The following is a 16,396-nucleotide window of genomic DNA, read 5'->3' as shown; positions in this document are numbered from 1 at the left end:
CAGCATGCCCCAAACGCCCGCCGATAAACCCCACATCGTCCTTTCGCACGAAATGCTGATGCCGCTGCAGCCGCTTCTCGAGGGGGCGTACCAGGTGCACAGGCTGTGGGACTATCCCGACCGCCTGGCGTTCCTGGATGGGCCGGGGCGACAGGTGCGGGCCATTGTTCACGCCGGCGAGTTGATGCTGGCCAAGGACCTGCTGTCGGAGATGCCGCGGCTGGGCCTGATCGCCTGCGTCAGCGTCGGCTATGACGGCGTCGATGTCCCGTGGTGCAAGCAGCACGGCATCGCCGTGACCCACTCGGTCGGCCTCAACGCCGCCGATGTCGCCGACCATGCCGTGGGCCTGGTGCTGGCGGCCTGGCGCGGCATCGTCGAAGGCGATCAGAAACTGCGCGGCGGCCACTGGACCAGCATGGAGCGGATGAGCCCCCGCCACAGCCTGCGCGGACGCAAGGCCGGTATCGTCGGCCTGGGCCATATCGGCGAGGCGGTGGCCCAGCGCCTGGACGCCTTCGAGCTGAAGGTCTCGTGGTGGGCGCCGCGGCCGAAGGAGACCGAGCGCCCGCGGGCCAGGGGCCTGCTGGACCTGGCTCGCGACAGCGACATCCTGGTGGTCTGCGCCCGGCCGGACGCCACCAACCGCCACATGATCAACCAGGCGGTCATCGAGGCCCTGGGGCCGCAGGGCCTGCTGGTCAATGTGGCGCGCGGCTCTCTGGTCGACGAGGACGCGCTGATCGCCGCGCTCAAGGACGGCCGGCTGGGCATGGCCGGGCTGGACGTGTTCGACCACGAGCCGACCCCGGCCTCGCGCTGGGCCGGCGTGCCCCACACGGTGCTGACCCCGCACACCGCCGGCGCCACGCTGGACAGCATCCCCGCCATGGTCGGGCTGACCGTCGAAAACCTGCGGCGGTTCTTCAAGGGCGAAGCCCTGGCCTCGCCGGTGGACGGCTAGGCCGGATGAACACCCTGGGCCTGGGCGGCGCGATCGCCCTCGTGTCGGCTGCCGCCGTGCTGGCGGCCGACACGACTCACCCGTCGCCCGGCGAGTACCGGATCGATTCGGAGACGACCACGATCTCGCGCGCCGGGCCCATGGTCCTGCGGTCGGTCCAGCGGGTCGATGGTGCGACGGGGACCATCACCGTCGAGCAGTCGAACGGCGACGGGACGACGACGCGACAGACCTATCCGGGGCGGGGTCCCAATCGGTTCTGCGCCGACTCCCGACCGCCTCCGCCCGGCGCGGTGGCCTGCGTCAATCGCATTTACGGGGCCCTGCCGGATGGCGGCTCGACCCAGGAGGCGGTCTGCGCTGGCGGCCAGACCTTGACGTCCGATTGGCGGCGATTGGCGGACGGACGCTGGGAGCACAGATTCGAGACCCAGCTCGTCACCGCGCCGGCGGCCGGGATGGACCCGCGCACGACCGCCGCCATGGCGCCGGTCATCGCCCAGATCGAGGCGACCATTCGCTCGGGGCCGCCAGAAGAGGCCGAGGCCGCCAGGCAGCAACTGGCGGCGTTGAAGGCCAGTCTGGGCGGTGGAGCTTCGAACGGTCCGAGCGTGTCAGTGCGCGAGACCTGGACCAAGGTGGCCGATCGCTGCGGCTAGGAGGAGGGGCGCGCGTCCGTCTGGCGCAACCGCTCGGCCCTGATATCGTGCTGGACGCGAAGGCGTCGCCGGGGCGGCGTGGGGCGACGGAGAAAGGAGCGCTAGCGATGGCGAAGGTCCTGGGCTTGGGCGGTGTGTTCTTCAAGGCCGAGGATCCGGCCGCGCTGCGGGATTGGTACGCCCGGGTGCTGGGGCTGAAGGTGTCTGACTGGGGCGCGATGTTCCAGCATCCCAAGGTCGGCGCTGTCACTTGGGCGCCGTTCGACGCCGAGACACGCTATTTCGAACCGTCCCAGTCCCCGTTCATGATCAACTTCATCGTCGACGACCTGGACGGCGTGCTGGTCCGCGCGGCGGGTGAGGGCGTGGAGCCGACGGGACGACAGGATGACGAGGGCATGGGGAAGTTCGCCTGGCTGATCGACCCGGCCGGGGTGAAAATCGAGCTCTGGCAGCCGTCAAAGCCGTCCGCCGAGGCATAGTTTACCGCGCGGGCCGGCCTGAAGATTCGCCTCTTTGATGATGGGCCGAGACGGATTTAGCTTGCCAAAACGGACATAAAGATATCTTTATGTCCCTATGAAAGTGTCGTCGGAACAGGTGGTGGATCTGCTGCGCGCGGCGGGCGAGTCGACCCGCCTGCGGGTGCTGGCCTTGCTGGCGGCCGAAGAGCTTTCGGTGCTGGAGCTTTGCCGGATCCTGGACCAGAGCCAGCCCCGGGTCTCGCGGCATCTGAAGCTGCTGGCCGAGGCTGGCCTGGTCGAGCGGTTTCCGGACGGCGCCTGGGTGTTCTACCGCCTCGCGCTGAAGTCGCCAGGCCGAACCGTGATCGAACGGGCCCTGGAGCTGATCGATCCAGAGGATCCCATCGGCCGAAGCGACGCCGAGCGGCTGGCTTTGGTGCGCGCCGAGCGCACGGCCGGCGCCCAGGCCTATTTCGCCCGTAACGCCGCGCGCTGGAACGAGATCCGCTCGCTCTATGTCGACGAGGCCGAGGTCGAGGCCGCCATCCTGCAGGCGGCGGGCGAGGGGCCTTTCGACGAGATGGTCGATCTGGGCGCCGGCGCCGGCCGCATGCTGACCTTGTTCGGCCGCCGCGCGGGCGCCGCGCTGGGGCTGGATCTGTCGCAGCAGATGCTCAACATCGCCCGCGACGAGGTGGCCAAGGCGGGGCTGGTCCAGTGCGAGCTGCGCCACGGCGACATCTTCGCCACCGGCTTGCCGGGCGGCTGCGCCGATCTGGTGACCGTGCACCAGGTGCTGCACTATCTGGGCGATCCCGCCGCCGCCGTGGCCGAGGCCGCACGTCTGGTGGCCGGGGGCGGCTTGCTGCTGATCGCCGACTTCGCGCCCCACGACCACGAGTTCCTGCGGGAGAACCACCAGCACCGCCGCCTGGGATTCGCCGACGCCGAGATCGTCGCCTGGATCGAGGCGGCCGGCCTGGTCCTGGACGTCAATATCGCCCTGCCGCCGGCCTCCGCCGAGGGGCTGACCGTCAAGATCTGGACCGCGCGTCGCCCTCCCGAGCCCGCCGCCGTTCAAAACGCCGCCAAGACTGCCGAAAGAAGCGCCGCATGACCGTTCCTCCCCTTCGCCGCGTCCTGGGTCCGGTCGCCCGCGCCGGCGAGCGCACCGACCGTCCGCGCGTCTCGTTCGAGTTCTTCCCGCCCAAGACCGAGCAGATGGAAGAGAACCTGTGGGCGGCCATCAAGCGCCTGGCCCCGCTGGACCCGGCCTTCGTTTCGGTGACCTATGGGGCCGGCGGCTCGACGCGCGAGCGCACCCACCGCACGGTCAAGCGCATCCTGGACGAGACCAGCCTCAAGCCCGCCGCCCACCTGACCTGCGTCGGCGCCAGCCGGGCCGAGGTGGACGAGGTGATCCGCGAATACTGGGAAACCGGCGTGCGCCACGTGGTGTCTCTGCGCGGCGACCCGCCGCCCGGCGAAGGCGGCATCGGCGGCGTCTATGTGCCGCGTGAGGACGGCTACAGGAACGCCACCGAGCTGACCTCGGCCTTGAGGGCGATCGCGCCGTTCAACGTGCTGGTCGGGGTCTATCCGGAGAAGCACCCCGAGAGCCCCTCGATCGAGCATGACATCGACGTGCTGAAGGCCAAGGTCGATGCCGGGGCCACCCTGGCCATCAGCCAGTTCTTCTTCGACACCGACGCCTTCCTGCGGTTCGTCGACAAGGTGCGGGCGGCCGGGATCACCATCCCGATCGTGCCGGGCATCATGCCGGTGACCAATTTCAAGGGCCTGGTGAAGATGTCGGCGGCCTGCCAGACGGCGGTGCCGGGCTGGCTGGCGAACCTGTTCGACGGCCTGGACGAGGACGCCGACACCCGCCGCCTGATCGCCTGCTCGGTCGCCTCGGAGATGTGCGCCAAGCTGCAGGAGCAGGGCTTCTCCGACTTTCACTTCTACACCCTGAACCGGGCCGACCTGGTCTACGCGATCTGTCGCGTGCTGGGCGTGCGCGAGAATGCGCCGACCGCTTCGGAGGCCGCGGCGTGAAACGGGCGGCGCCGATCTTTCTGGCGGTCCTGGGTCTGGTCCTGGCCAGCGCGGCGGACGCCGCCGATCCGGCCAACTGGTCCAAGCCGATCCGGCCCTACCGAGTGGTCGGCAACATCTACTATGTCGGCTCCGAAGGCCTGTCGGCCTGGCTGATCTCGTCGTCGGAAGGCCATGTGCTGCTCGACAGCGGCCCGTCGCCAGCGGGCGCCAAGCTGATCGAGGCCAATATCCAGGCCCTGGGCTTCAAGCTCTCGGACGTGAAGGTCCTGATCAACACCCACGCCCACTTCGACCATGCCGGCGGGTTGGCCCAGCTGAAGGCCGACACCGGGGCCAAGGTCTGGGCCTCGCGGCCGGACGAGCCGGCCCTGAAGAAGGGCCAGCACTTCGGCGACAACGACAATGGGTTGACGCCGTTCGCCCCGGTCAAGGTCGACAAGACGTTTGGCGACGGCCAGAAGCTGAAGCTGGGCGAGACGACCCTGGTCGCCCACCTGACGCCGGGCCACACGATCGGCTGCACCACCTGGACCACCCAGGTGGTCGACCGCGACCGGGCGCTGAACGTCACCTTCCCCTGTTCGGCCTCGGTGGCCGGCAACGTGCTGGTCGGCAACAAGACCTACAGGAACATCGTCGCCGACTACCGCGCCACGTTCGCGGCGCTGAAAGCGCTGCCCACCGACGTGATGTTGCCCGCCCATGAGGAGCAGGGCCATCTGCTGGACAAGCGCAGGAAGATGCTGGCCGGCGACGTCAACGCCTTCGTCGATCCCGGTGAGCTCGCCCGCTACGCAACGACCTCCGAAGAGGCGTTCGACAAGGAACTGGCCCGCCAGCAAAGCGCTCGCAAACCGTAGCGGCGAGCAGAATTGAGTCCCGCTTCCTCGCGAAGCGCTAGAAAGACCCGAACGGCCGGAGGCGAGTCCTCGGGCAGGAGCCGACCATGACCGATCTCACCACCCGAACCGGCCGCATCGCGGCCCTGAAGGCCGCCGCCAAGGACCGCATCCTGATCCTCGACGGCTCGTGGGGCGTGATGTTCCAGAAGAAGAAGCTGTCCGAGGCCGACTACCGCGCCCAGCGCTTCGCCGACTACGACGGCCAGATGAAGGGCAACAACGACATCCTGTGCCTGACCCGGCCCGACCTGGTGGCCGAACTGCACGACGCCTATTTCGCCGCCGGCGCCGACATCTCCGAGACCAACACCTTCTCCGGCACCACCATCGCCCAGGCCGACTACGGGCTGGACGCGGCCACGGTGCGCGACATCAATTTCGAGGGCGCGCGGATCGGCCGTTCGGTGGCCGACCGCTGGAACACGGAAAACCCCGCAAGCCCCAAGTTCATCGCCGGCTCGATCGGGCCGCTGAACGTCATGCTGTCGATGTCGTCGGACGTGAACGATCCAGGCGCCCGCAAGGTGACCTTCGACCAGGTCTACCAGGCCTATCGCGAGCAGGTGGCGGCGCTCTACGAGGGGGGCGTCGATCTCTTCCTGATCGAGACCATCACCGACACCCTGAACTGCAAGGCCGCGATCAAGGCGATCCTGGACCTGCGCGACGAGGGCCACGAGGAGCTGCCGATCTGGATCAGCGGCACCATCACCGACCGCTCGGGCCGCACCCTGTCGGGCCAGACGGCCGAGGCGTTTTGGAACAGCATCAAGCACTGCAAGCCGTTCGCTGTCGGCTTCAACTGCGCCCTGGGCGCGGACCTGATGCGCCCGCATATCGCCGAGATGGCCCGCATCGCAGACACCCTGGTGGCGGCCTATCCGAACGCCGGCCTGCCCAACGCCATGGGCGAGTATGACGAGGAGCCGCACCAGACCGGCCATCAGCTGCACGAATGGGCCAAGGACGGCATCGTCAACATCCTGGGCGGCTGCTGCGGCACCACGCCCGACCACATCCGGCATGTCGCCGACGAGGTGCGCGGCCTGACCCCGCGCGCCATCCCCGAGCGCCCAAAGGCCATGCGGCTGGCGGGCCTGGAACCGTTCGAACTGGCGTAATCCTACACCTCCTTCGAGGGTATATGGGGGTATATAGGGGTATTTACATTCCATCCAGCGGGGGTAGTGTGGGGTTATCGACTTCCACACCGAGGCGGTCAAATGGCTACCATCACAGTTTCTGACTTCGTGATTTGGGCAAAACACATCCATGGCGACGACGCGTTGGCGGCCCGCGTAGCCGGGCTGGGCGCGGGCGAGATTCTGAGTCTGACGATCGATGGCGTCGAAGGGCCTTGGCGTAAGATGGACGACGGCAAGGATGGACGCCCCACGCCCGGAGTCCGTCCGCTTGGGCGCGCTCAGGAGTTTTGGCGCGAGCTCTACAGGACCCGTCGCGGCGACGTGGTCAGCCTGGAGGTCCATTGGGCCACGCAGCCCGGCGTCGAAGAGCAGGGAGCGGCCTTTGAAACGCGCGCGGTTGAGGCCTCTCGGCGTCTTGTGCGCACCGACGAAAGCCGGCAGGCCGCACTGGACGCCTTTTTGGCCTTGGCTGGGCAGGGCTGGAAGTCGGAAGGGCGAACCATGACGCGCGACGAGATGCACGCGCGATGATCAGCTTGGACACCAATGTGTTGGTCTACGTCTCGGACGATGACGAGCCGGCCAAGCAGGCCGTCGCCAGCGAGTTGCTTACGATCCTCGGCGCGCGTCGGCAACCATTGGGCCTCCAGGTGATCGGTGAGTTGGCGAATGTGCTCTCCCGAAAACTTCGTCATCCGCCTTGGGCCGCAGCTCAGCACGCCCGTAATGTCCTGCATGCCTTTGACACCTTTCCGCCTGGCGAAACCGCCGTCGAGGAGGCGCTAAGTCTGATGGCGAGCGGGAGGTTGGGCTATTGGGACGCCCTGCTGCTGACTTCGGCGAGGGCGTTCGGCGTTAAGGTCATGCTCTCGGAGGACATGCAGGACGGCTTCAAGTTCGGCGCTATCGAAGTCGTCAATCCTTTCGCCCCCGACGGCGGACTAAGCCTCCGCGCTCGCGAACTTTTGGAAACTTGATGCTTACAACGATCCTCTTCGGCGGCATGAGCCGCGAGCGCCTGGTGTCGGTGGCCAGCGCCAAGGCCCTGGCCAAGGCTTTGCCGGAGGCCGACCTGTGGTTCTGGGCGCCCGACGACCAGGTCTATATCGCCAGCGACGCGGTGCTGCAGGCCCATCAGCGGCCGTTCGAGATCGACCTGCCGACCGAAGGGCCGCCGATCGGCGACATCGCGGCGGCGCTCGACAAGGCCAAGGCCGAGGACCGCGTGCTGGTCCTGGGCATGCACGGCGGCGCGGCCGAGAACGGCGACCTGGCGGCGCTGTGCGAGGCGCGCGGCGTCGCCTTCACCGGTTCGGACAGCAAATCCAGCCGCCTGGCCTTCGACAAGATCGCCACCAAGGCCGCCGTGGCCAAGGCGGGCGTGATTGCGCCCTCGACCGTTGAACTGGCCGACGCCGAGGCCGCTCTCGCCAAGTACGGCAAGCTGGTCGCCAAGCCGGTGGCTGACGGCTCCAGCTACGGCCTGATCTTCGTCAATGAAGCCGCCGACCTGGAAACCCTGAGGGCCGCCGCCGCTCGCGAAGCCTATGTGATCGAGCCCTTCGTGGCCGGGGGCGAGGCGACCTGCGGGGTGCTGGAGCAGGACGGCCAGGTCTTCGCCCTGCCGCCGGTCGAGATCCGTCCCGCCGACGGGGCCTTCGACTATGTCGGCAAGTACCTGGCCAAGACGACCGAAGAAATCTGCCCGGCCACGTTCGCGCCCGAGGTCAACGCCGCCATGCAGGAGGCCGCCTTGAAGGCCCACAAGACCGTCGGGGCTGGCGGCTATTCGCGCAGCGATTTCATCGTCACGCCGAACGGCCCGATCTTCCTGGAGATCAACACCCTGCCGGGCATGACGGCGGCCTCGCTGTATCCCAAGTCGCTGAAGGCCCAGGGGATCGCGTTCCGAGACTTCCTGGACGGCCAGATCGCCCTGGCGGTCGCCCGCGCCAAGCGCGTCAGCGAAGGGGCGGCCCGACCATGAGCGCCTGGGCCAACGGACCTTTCGACAACGACGACGCGCTGGACTTCATCGACGATCTGGCCGAGGCGCCGGAATGGCGTACCGTCGTGCAGGCGCTCGACTACGTCACCAAGCAGGCCGGCTACCTGGAAGCGCCCGAGGGCTCGATCGCCGTGGCGGCCGCCGCCATCGTCGCGGCCGCCGTCGGCGAGGTGACGATCCTCCCGGACAATCACCGCGAGCTGAAGGCCGCCCTCGGCGCGCCGCCGCAAGGCGTGGTCGCCCTGGCCCGATCGGCCCTGGCGCGCGTTGTGGGGCCAGCCTCCGAACTCGACGAACTCTGGCAGGAGGGTGACGACCACGACGCGTGGCTCACTCAGATCGCCGCCCTGCAAACGACCTTGAGCGCATCCCAATGAGACCCGTCTTCGTCAACATCGGTGAGCGCACCAATGTCACCGGCTCGGCCAAGTTCAAGAAGCTCATCGTCGAGGGCGACTACGCCGCCGCTCTGTCGGTGGCCCGCCAGCAGGTCGAGGCCGGCGCCCAGGTCATCGACGTCAACATGGACGAGGGCCTGCTGGACTCCAAGCAGGCCATGGTCACCTTCCTGAACCTGATGGCGGCCGAACCCGACATCGCCCGGGTGCCTGTGATGATCGACAGCTCCAAGTGGGAGGTGATCGAGGCCGGCCTGAAGTGCGTGCAGGGCAAGGCGATCGTCAATTCGATCTCGATGAAGGAGGGCGAGGACAAGTTCATCGAGCAGGCCAGGCTGTGCCTGCGCTACGGCGCGGCCGTGGTGGTGATGGCCTTCGACGAGGTCGGCCAGGCCGACACAGCCGCCCGCAAGATCGAGATCTGCGAAAAGGCCTACCGCATCCTGGTCGACAAGGTGGGCTTCCCGCCGGAGGACATCATCTTCGATCCCAACATCTTCGCGGTGGCGACCGGGATCGAGGAGCACGACAACTACGCCGTCGACTTCATCGAGGGCACGCGCGAGATCAAGAAGCGCTGCCCCTACGCCCGCGTGTCGGGCGGCGTGTCGAACGTCTCGTTCAGCTTCCGCGGCAATGAGCCGGTGCGCCGCGCGATCCACTCGGTGTTCCTGTACCACGCCATCGAGGCGGGCATGGACATGGGCATCGTCAACGCCGGCGACCTGCCGGTCTATGACGACATCGACCCCGAGCTGCGCGAGGCCGTCGAGGACGTGATCCTCAACCGCCCGCAGCGGACCAACGTCTCCAACACCGAGCGCCTGGTCGATATGGCGCCCCGCTACAAGGGCGACAGGAGCCAGGTCCAGGCCGCCAACCTGGAATGGCGCAAGGGCACCGTGAACGAGCGCATCACCCACGCCCTGGTCAACGGCATCACCGACTATATCGATCAGGATACGGAGGAAGCCCGCCTGTCGGTCGAGCGGCCGCTGCACGTGATCGAAGGCCACCTGATGGACGGCATGAACGTGGTCGGCGACCTGTTCGGCTCGGGCAAGATGTTCCTGCCCCAGGTCGTGAAGTCCGCCCGCGTGATGAAGCAGGCCGTGGCCTGGCTGGAACCGTTCATGGAGGCGGAAAAGGCGGGCAAGCCTCGCGAGCAGGCCGGCAAGATCCTGATGGCCACCGTCAAGGGCGACGTCCACGACATCGGCAAGAACATCGTCGGCGTGGTCCTGCAGTGCAACAACTACGAGGTCATCGATCTGGGCGTGATGGTTCCGGCCGACCGCATCCTCGACGAAGCCCGCAAGCACAAGGTCGACATGATCGGCCTGTCGGGCCTGATCACCCCGTCGCTGGACGAGATGGTGTTCGTGGCCGCCGAGATGGAGCGCCAGGGCTTCACCATGCCGCTGCTGATCGGCGGCGCCACCACCAGCCGCACCCATACGGCGGTCAAGATCGAGCCGGCCTACCGCGCCGGCCCGACCACCTATGTGCTGGACGCCAGCCGGGCGGTGGGCGTGGTGTCGAACCTCCTGTCGCCGACCGAGCGCGACCGGGTGATCGCCGAGACCCGGGCCGAATACGTCAAGGTGCGCGAGCAGTACGCGCGCGGCCAGACGGTCAAGGCCCGCACGGCCATCGCCGAGGCTCGCCGGCGCAAGTACGCCATCGACTGGGCTGGCTACGCGCCGCCCAAGCCGGCTTTCATTGGTACGCGGACCTTCGAGCCGTCCCTGGCCGAGCTGGTCCCGTTCATCGACTGGTCGCCGTTCTTCGCCAGCTGGGAGCTGATCGGCCGCTTCCCGCAGATCCTGGAGGACGACGTGGTCGGCCAGGCCGCCACCGACCTCTACCGCGACGCGCGCGCCATGCTCGACAAGGTCGTCGCCGAAAAGTGGTTCGAGGCCAAGGGCGTGGCCGGCTTCTGGCCGGCCCAGGCGGACGGTGACGACATCGTTCTCTACACGGACGAAACCCGTACGACCGAGCTGGCCCGCCTGTTCACCCTGCGCCAGCAGATGGACAAGTCCGAGGGCAAGGCCAACCTGGCCCTGGCCGACTTCGTCGCGCCGATCGGCCAGGGCGCCGACTATATGGGCGGCTTCGCCGTCACCGCCGGCCATGGCGAGGACGAGATCGTCAAGCGCTTCAAGGACGCCGGCGACGACTACAGCGCCATCATGGCCTCGGCCCTGGCCGACCGCCTGGCCGAGGCCTTCGCCGAGTGGCTGCACTACAAGGCCCGTGTCGAGCTGTGGGGCTATGCGGCCGACGAGCGCGAGGACGTCGACGTGATGATCGCCGAGAAGTACCAGGGCATCCGCCCGGCCCCCGGCTATCCGGCCCAGCCCGACCACACCGAGAAGGGCACGCTGTTCAAGCTGCTGGACGCCGAGGCCGCCACCGGCATGATGCTGACCGAGAGCTACGCCATGACCCCCGGCGCGGCCGTGTCGGGCCTCTATTTCAGCCATCCGCAGAGCCACTATTTCGGCGTCGGCAAGGTCGATCTCGACCAGGTCGAGGACTACGCCCGCCGCAAGGGCTGGGACCTGGCCCTGGCCGAGAAGTGGCTGTCGCCGATTCTCAACTACGATCCGGCGGCGAGGGCGCGGGGCGAGGCGGCTTAGCGAGCGTGATGCGCGGACTCTAATCGGAGGTCTAGGCGAACGCCGCCACGCGACCTCCGCGTGTCCCTGCGCTCACTTTGCGATAACATGGGCGCCATGGCTCAACCGCGCGCTTCTCGCCTTGCCGTGCTGATCGACGCGGACAACGCGTCTCCCCGCATCGCGCCGGGGCTGTTCGAGGAGATCGCCAAGATCGGGGAGGCCAGCCTCCGCCGGATCTATGGCGACTTCTCGAACTCGCGCCTGAAGGGATGGACGGACGTTCTGGCCGTCCATGCGATCATGCCCCACCAGAACTTCGCCCATACCCAGGGCAAGAACGCCTCGGACATCGCCCTGGTGATCGACGCCATGGACCTGCTGCACGCAGGCCGCTTCGACGGCTTCTGCCTTGTGTCGTCGGACAGCGATTTCACTAGGCTGGCGGCGCGGATCCGCGAGCAGGGCGCCGATGTCTACGGCTTTGGGGAACGCAAGACCCCGGAGAGCTTCCGACAGGCCTGCAGCCGGTTCGTCTATACCGAGAACCTGCTGCCCGAGGCCGTGGCTCAGGTGTTACCCGGCCAGACGCCGGCCGCGCTAGCTCCAGCGCGCCAGCCGCCGACCGCGGCGATCCCCCTGATCCGAACGGCCCTGGCCCAGCTGGATGTCGACGACGGGGGCGGCTGGACGCCCTTGGGCCGGGTCGGCCAGCAGCTCGCGATCCTTGCGCCCGATTTCGATCCACGAACCTACGGTCACGCCAAGCTGCGCGACCTCGTGGCCAAGGTCGGGCTTTTCGAGATCCGCACCACGGAGGCGGGCGCGCTTCAGATCAGGACGAAGCCAGTGGCGGGCAAGGGCGTCCGCAAGGCGTGAGGCCGGGTCGGGGACGCAATGTCCGAACCATGACTTTCCCCGCGCCGAGGTTCCATCGAGGGAGCTTGAGCTTGTTCCTGTCTGGGCGCGCTGAAGTTTGACAGAGTTCAGTCCAGCAAGCTGGACAGCCTCATGGCCAGTTCCGGCGCCAGCAGCGCCGCGACCTCTGCGTCGGCTTCGAACGACCGAGCCGACCGATAGCCCTCGTCCGTCGGGTCGCGGTGGACGATGACCCGTCGCGCTTCAACGTCCACCACCCAATAGTCGCGCACGCCGTGGTCGGCGTAGATCGAGGCCTTCAGGCCGAGGTCGCGCGACAGGCTGTCGTCGCTGACCTCGATCAGCAGGGTGAGGTCGCCGCCGGCCAGGTCCTGCGGCTTGATCGTGCGCGGGTAGAGCATCAGATCGGGTTCGACGAACAGCATCTCGGCCAGATAGAGCGTGGTCTCGACGCCCACCCGCTGGTCGTCGGCCTTGCCCTTCACCAGCCATTCCAGCAGCGCGCTCTTGAAGATCTCATGGTCGTTCTTCTTGGCCGCCATGACCACGAGCTCCCCCCCGATCAGCTCGACGTTCTCGTCCTCCTGCATCACGCCCGCCTCGACCATGCGGAACACGTCCTGCGTGGTGAACAGCCGGCGAGGCAGGTCGGGAGAGGGGTGAACGGGCGCGTTCATGGGGCGAAGATACCATGGCGGACTGACCGGTGCACGCGACGCTCACGGCTGGCTCGGGCACATCACCGCCGTGTCCTTCAGCCGCTCGATCAGCCAGCGCCCCGCCGGGCCGGGAGGCGTGTCGGCGCGGTGGGCGGCGTACATCGGCATCAGGTAGCCGGCGGCCGGGAAGTCGCGCATCTTCAGCTCGACCAGGACCCCGGCCGCCAGGTCGGCCTCGACCCGGTCCAGGGGCATGCCGCCCCAGCCCAGGCCGGCGCGCAGGAAGGCGTGCTTGGCGCCCAGGTCGGCCAACCGCCAGGTGCGGTTCGAGAACACCCCGAACTCGCGGCCCTGGGTCAGGGTGGAGCGGTCGGTCAGCACCAGCTGGACATGGCCGGCCACGTCCTCCGGTGACAACGGGCTGGGCAGGGCGGCCAGAGGATGACCCGCGGCAGCGACCTGGACCAGGCGCAGGGCGATCAGCCGCTCGCGCACCAGTTCCGGCGGCGCGTCGGGCAGCGAGCCCATCACCGCGAACGCGCAGCGGCCGTCCAGCACCGGCTGCAGCACCGCGCCCAGCGCCTCGACATGGATGCGCAAGGTCGTGTCGGGGAAGCGGTGCTGGAAGTCGCCGATGGCGTGGGTCAGCACCTCCATCGGGAACAGCACGTCGACCACGATCGAGACCTCGGGCTCCAGCCCGCCGGCTAGGCTGGCGGCGCGGGCCTTGAAGGCGTCCATGCGCCCGGCCACCTCGCGAGCCTCGACCACCAGGGCCCGTCCGGCCTCGGTCAGGACGGGAAGGCGGGCCCCGCGGTCGAACAGCCGCACGCCCAGCTGTCCTTCCAGATTGGCCAGGGTCTGGCTGACCACCGACTGGGCGCGACCCAGCTTGCGGCCGGCCGCCGAGAAGCTGCCCTCATCGGCCGCCGCCAGGAAGGTGCGCATCTGGTCGAGGGTGAAGCCGTCCAACATCTATCGATCCTGACGATGGATATCATCCAATCATATAGGCTCCTGCGCTGGGTTCGAAAGGCCTAAATCCTCCGTCGCGCCAGAGGGCGCTTCGGAGTTCCAAGGTCATGAAACTGCTTCACATCGATTCCAGCATCCTGGGCGCCGGCTCGGTGAGCCGCACGCTGTCGGCCGCGATCGTCGCCGCCCAGACCGCCCAGCACCCCGGTCTGGAGATCGTCCGCCGCGACCTGGCCGCCCAGCCGCTGGACCACCTGACGGGCGCCCACCTGGCCGCCGGCCAGGGCGCGACGCCGGAGAGCGCCGCCGTGGCGGCCGACATCGCCTCGGGCCAGGCCGCCCTCGACGAGTTCCTGGCCGCCGACATCGTGGTGATCGGCGCGCCGATGTACAACTTCTCGATCTCCAGCCAGCTGAAGGCCTGGATCGACCGCGTGGCCGTGGCCGGCCGCACCTTCCGCTACACCGAGAACGGCCCCGAGGGCCTGGCCGGCGGCAAGACGGTGATCATCGCCTCGTCGCGCGGCGGCTATTACGGCGAGGGCGCGCCCGCCGCCGGCCTTGACCACCAGGAGACCTATCTGAAGGGCCTGTTCGGCTTCCTGGGCGTGACCGACATCCGCTTCATCCGCGCCGAGGGCGTGGCCCTGGGCGAGGAGGTCCGCGGCAAGTCGCTGGAAGCGGCCCAGGGCGAGATCCTGAAGCTCGCGGCCTGATCCGAGACAGATGACCGGAAGGGACGTCCTCGCCGTCAAGGCGTGGGCGTCCCGTTCGAACTCGGCTAGGTTTCCCGGCGAATCCGGGAGGCCTGCGTGAGCCAGTTCAATCGACGTGACGTCCTGGCGCTGGGCGCCGCGACCCTGGCCGTGGGAACGGCTGGCGAGACCCTGGCGGCCGCCGCCCCCGGCGACGCCGCCGCCGAGGCCCTGCTGTCGCGGGTCGCCGAGGACCTGATGCGGGAATATCCCGAGAACGCCTCGGCCCTGGGCCTGGACAAGGATAGGCGCGCCGCCCTGAAGTCCAGCCTGACCGACCGCTCGCTGGAGGGGCGCGGCAAGCTGGCCGCGGCCGCAAGGGCTCGCGTGGCCCGGATGAAGGCGATCGACCGCAAGGGCCTGAGCCCGGCGGTCGCGCTCGACCTCGGCGTCGTCCAGACCGCCCATGAACTGGCGGTCGAGGGCTTCGACTTCCCCTATGGCGACGCCATCGGCCTGTCGTCGCAGTGGTCCTATCGCAACGCGCCCTATGTGGTGGCCCAGAACACCGGGGCCTTCGTCGAGACCCCTGACTTCCTCGACAGCCAGCACGCCGTGGCCGACGCCGCCGACGTCGAGTCCTACCTGCATCGCCTGGAACTCTACGCCGCCCAGCTGGACGGCGAGACGGCGCGCCTGAAGCATGACGGCGCGCTGGGCGTGATCGCCCCCGACTTCCTGCTGGACAAGACCCTGAAGCAGCAGAAAGGCGCCCGCGCCCAGCCGGTCGCCGACTGGGGGCTGGTCACCTCCCTGGCCAAGAAGGCCAAGGCCATCTCGGGCGACCACGCGCGCCGCGCCGCCGCGATCGTCGAAGGCAAGATCGTCCCGGCCATGGACCGCCAGATCGCCGAACTGGCCGCCCACCGCGCCCGGGCGACCTCCGACGCCGGCGTCTGGAAGCTGCCCGACGGCGAGGCCTATTACGCCTGGGCGCTGCGGGCCGGTACGACCAGCCGCCTGACGCCCGACGAGGTCCACCAGATGGGCCAGGAGCAGCTGGAGGCGCTGTTCGCCCGCATGGACACGCTGCTGAAGGCCCAGGGCCTGACCCAGGGCAGCGTCGGGGCGCGGATGAAGGCCCTGGGCGAGGACCCCAGGAACCTGTTCCCCAACACCGACGAGGGCCGGGCCCAGATCCTGGCCTATCTGAACGGCCGGGTGGCCGACATGCGCACCCGCCTGCCGCGCGCCTTCGCGACGCTCGTACCGGGTAACCTGGTCATCAAGCGCGTGCCGGTCGAGATCCAGGACGGGGCGCCGGGCGGCTATGCGGCGGCCGGCTCGATCGACGGCACGGTGCCCGGCAACTACTACATCAACCTGCGCGACACGGGCATGTGGCCGCGCTACGGCCTGCCCACCCTGACCTATCACGAGGGCCTGCCCGGCCACATCTGGCAGGGCGAATACACCTACAAGCTGCCGCTGGTCCGCTCGCTGCTGGCCTTCAACGCCTATTCGGAAGGCTGGGCGCTCTATGCCGAGCAACTGGCCGACGAGCTGGGCGCCTATGACGGCGATCCGCTGGGCCAGCTGGGCTATCTGCAGTCCATCGCCTTCCGCGCCTGCCGCCTGGTGGTCGACACGGGCGTCCACGCCAAACGCTGGACCCGCGACCAGGCGATCGACTGGTTCGTGACCACCAACGGCTCGACCCGCCAGGAGGTGCAGGGCGAGGTCGACCGCTACTGCGCCTGGCCTGGGCAAGCCTGCGGCTACAAGGTGGGTCACAGCGAGATCGTCCGCCTGCGAGGCAAGGCCCAGGCCGCGCTGGGCGCCCGCTTCGACCTGCGCACCTTCGACGACGCCGTGGTGATGGGCGGCAATGTCCCGCTGACGCAGCTGGAGGGCGTGATCGACGCGTACGTCGCGCGAGGTCGGGCCTAGCCAAACTTCGCGC

General features: G+C 68.5%; 17 protein-coding genes. 15 read left to right on the top strand and 2 right to left on the bottom strand.

What is annotated here, in order from left to right:
* Positions 1-4 precede the first annotated feature (4 nt).
* The 13 genes from EV278_RS07095 to EV278_RS07035 all read left to right on the top strand — a co-directional run bounded on the left by EV278_RS07095 (position 5) and on the right by EV278_RS07035 (position 12,104).
* The gene (locus tag EV278_RS07095) at positions 5-964 is read left to right on the top strand and encodes a 2-hydroxyacid dehydrogenase (RefSeq protein WP_132088623.1); all 960 of its coding nucleotides are present in this window, start codon (positions 5-7) and stop codon (positions 962-964) included.
* A 5-nt stretch (positions 965-969) separates the two neighbouring features.
* Positions 970-1,623: a hypothetical protein gene (locus EV278_RS07090; RefSeq protein ID WP_132088620.1), complete on the top strand. Its 654-nt coding sequence runs from the start codon at positions 970-972 to the stop codon at positions 1,621-1,623.
* A gap of 107 nt (positions 1,624-1,730) precedes the next feature.
* Entirely contained in the window at positions 1,731-2,105 is a 375-nt protein-coding gene (locus EV278_RS07085; RefSeq protein ID WP_132088617.1) for a VOC family protein, read from the top strand.
* Between the two features lie 97 nt (positions 2,106-2,202).
* Positions 2,203-3,204 (top strand): metalloregulator ArsR/SmtB family transcription factor, encoded by a 1,002-nt coding sequence (locus EV278_RS07080; RefSeq protein WP_132088614.1) that lies wholly within the window; start codon positions 2,203-2,205, stop codon positions 3,202-3,204.
* On the top strand, positions 3,201-4,145 hold the full coding sequence (gene metF / locus EV278_RS07075; protein ID WP_132088611.1) for a methylenetetrahydrofolate reductase [NAD(P)H]: 945 nt from the start codon (positions 3,201-3,203) through the stop codon (positions 4,143-4,145). The genes EV278_RS07080 and metF overlap by 4 nt, the downstream gene beginning before the upstream one ends.
* Positions 4,142-5,008: a CAU/MBL1b family subclass B3 metallo-beta-lactamase gene (blaCAU, locus tag EV278_RS07070; protein WP_132088608.1), complete on the top strand. Its 867-nt coding sequence runs from the start codon at positions 4,142-4,144 to the stop codon at positions 5,006-5,008. Before metF ends, blaCAU begins: the two co-directional genes overlap by 4 nt.
* 86 nt (positions 5,009-5,094) lie before the next feature.
* A complete protein-coding gene (locus tag EV278_RS07065) occupies positions 5,095-6,171 on the top strand; it encodes a homocysteine S-methyltransferase family protein (protein ID WP_132088603.1) in 1,077 nt (358 codons plus the stop codon).
* Positions 6,172-6,273: 102 nt separating this feature from the next.
* Positions 6,274-6,726: a hypothetical protein gene (locus EV278_RS07060; RefSeq protein ID WP_132088600.1), complete on the top strand. Its 453-nt coding sequence runs from the start codon at positions 6,274-6,276 to the stop codon at positions 6,724-6,726.
* Entirely contained in the window at positions 6,723-7,172 is a 450-nt protein-coding gene (locus tag EV278_RS07055; RefSeq protein ID WP_132088597.1) for a PIN domain-containing protein, read from the top strand. The genes EV278_RS07060 and EV278_RS07055 overlap by 4 nt, the downstream gene beginning before the upstream one ends.
* A complete protein-coding gene (locus EV278_RS07050; protein ID WP_132088594.1) occupies positions 7,172-8,182 on the top strand; it encodes an ATP-grasp domain-containing protein in 1,011 nt (336 codons plus the stop codon). The genes EV278_RS07055 and EV278_RS07050 overlap by 1 nt, the downstream gene beginning before the upstream one ends.
* Positions 8,179-8,580 (top strand): DUF4259 domain-containing protein, encoded by a 402-nt coding sequence (locus EV278_RS07045; RefSeq protein WP_132088591.1) that lies wholly within the window; start codon positions 8,179-8,181, stop codon positions 8,578-8,580. Before EV278_RS07050 ends, EV278_RS07045 begins: the two co-directional genes overlap by 4 nt.
* The gene (gene metH / locus EV278_RS07040; RefSeq protein ID WP_132088588.1) at positions 8,577-11,246 is read left to right on the top strand and encodes a methionine synthase; all 2,670 of its coding nucleotides are present in this window, start codon (positions 8,577-8,579) and stop codon (positions 11,244-11,246) included. The genes EV278_RS07045 and metH overlap by 4 nt, the downstream gene beginning before the upstream one ends.
* Positions 11,247-11,342: 96 nt before the next feature.
* On the top strand, positions 11,343-12,104 hold the full coding sequence (locus tag EV278_RS07035) for an NYN domain-containing protein (protein WP_132088585.1): 762 nt from the start codon (positions 11,343-11,345) through the stop codon (positions 12,102-12,104).
* 107 nt (positions 12,105-12,211) lie between these two features.
* On the opposite strand, the gene EV278_RS07030 is transcribed toward EV278_RS07035, so the two are convergent.
* Both EV278_RS07030 and EV278_RS07025 read right to left on the bottom strand, forming a co-directional pair.
* Positions 12,212-12,781, bottom strand: a complete 570-nt coding sequence (locus tag EV278_RS07030; protein ID WP_132088582.1) for a Uma2 family endonuclease — start codon at positions 12,779-12,781, stop codon at positions 12,212-12,214.
* A gap of 42 nt (positions 12,782-12,823) precedes the next feature.
* On the bottom strand, positions 12,824-13,738 hold the full coding sequence (locus EV278_RS07025) for a LysR family transcriptional regulator (RefSeq protein ID WP_132088579.1): 915 nt from the start codon (positions 13,736-13,738) through the stop codon (positions 12,824-12,826).
* 107 nt (positions 13,739-13,845) lie between these two features.
* Between EV278_RS07025 and EV278_RS07020 the strand changes: the two genes are divergently transcribed.
* Positions 13,846-14,454 carry an FMN-dependent NADH-azoreductase gene (locus EV278_RS07020; protein WP_132088576.1) on the top strand — a complete coding sequence of 203 codons (609 nt, stop codon included), beginning with the start codon at positions 13,846-13,848 and terminating at the stop codon, positions 14,452-14,454.
* A gap of 96 nt (positions 14,455-14,550) precedes the next feature.
* Complete coding sequence (locus EV278_RS07015) at positions 14,551-16,383, top strand: DUF885 family protein (RefSeq protein ID WP_132088573.1); 1,833 nt, start codon at positions 14,551-14,553, stop codon at positions 16,381-16,383.
* Positions 16,384-16,396: the final 13 nt, after the last annotated feature.

Source organism: Caulobacter sp. BK020 (assembly GCF_004342605.1).
Taxonomy (GTDB): Bacteria; Pseudomonadota; Alphaproteobacteria; order Caulobacterales; family Caulobacteraceae; genus Caulobacter.
Note: the sequence above shows the minus strand (reverse complement) of the source record. Positions and strands in the feature narration are given on the sequence as shown.